Genomic DNA, 607 nt, shown 5'->3' with positions numbered 1-607 from the left:
TGATTCGGTTAAGACAACTCAACCTAAAAATAAAACGAGTGCAGCCAGCAAAACTGATCCGCCGATAATTGTTGAAGTGTACACAACCGTTGAACTTGATAAGAAAGTAGTTTCTAAAGAAATTGCAGAACCGGTAAAAATTGAGATTGATGGAATTGAGCGGAGAGCTACAATCATCAAAAAAGGGAGGGCAAAATAGTGACAAAGCAGGTTACAGTAACATTTGATGAATACGTCATCACAGAAATTTTGACCGTTAACTCCCTGAACCGAGGAATTGGGCCAACACAATCTTTTCGTACGCAAAACAGAAATGATAAGAAAGGTGTGCGCTTCCTTGGCACGTCTTCTACGGTTTTAACTCATGAAATGGATTTTACCCTGATGGAGGGTGTAATAGAGAAACGACGAGAGATATCAAGAATTTTAAATGTAAGTGAACCTAAGAAGCTGATTTACTCAGATGAACCTGACAAGTTTTATTGGGCACTGCCTAGTGGGGACACTGATTTTGAAGATAAAAGACTCTATGGGGATGGGTCAATTACATGGCAGATTTTTGACGGCCTTGCCTACTCCACGGAAGAGTATAGCTTTACCAACGACG

2 protein-coding genes are annotated in these 607 nt (G+C 40.4%); both read left to right on the top strand.

What is annotated here, in order from left to right:
* On the top strand, positions 1–199 hold a 199-nt coding region (locus Q5762_RS36915; RefSeq protein WP_315896688.1), incomplete at its 5' end, for a hypothetical protein.
* Positions 199–607: distal tail protein Dit (locus tag Q5762_RS36910; RefSeq protein ID WP_315896687.1), on the top strand; the 409-nt coding region annotated here is incomplete at its 3' end. The genes Q5762_RS36915 and Q5762_RS36910, both read left to right, overlap by 1 nt.

The sequence above is a fragment of the Streptomyces sp. P9(2023) genome, assembly GCF_032436795.1.
GTDB lineage: Bacteria > Actinomycetota > Actinomycetes > Streptomycetales > Streptomycetaceae > Streptomyces.
Note: the sequence above shows the minus strand (reverse complement) of the source record. Positions and strands in the feature narration are given on the sequence as shown.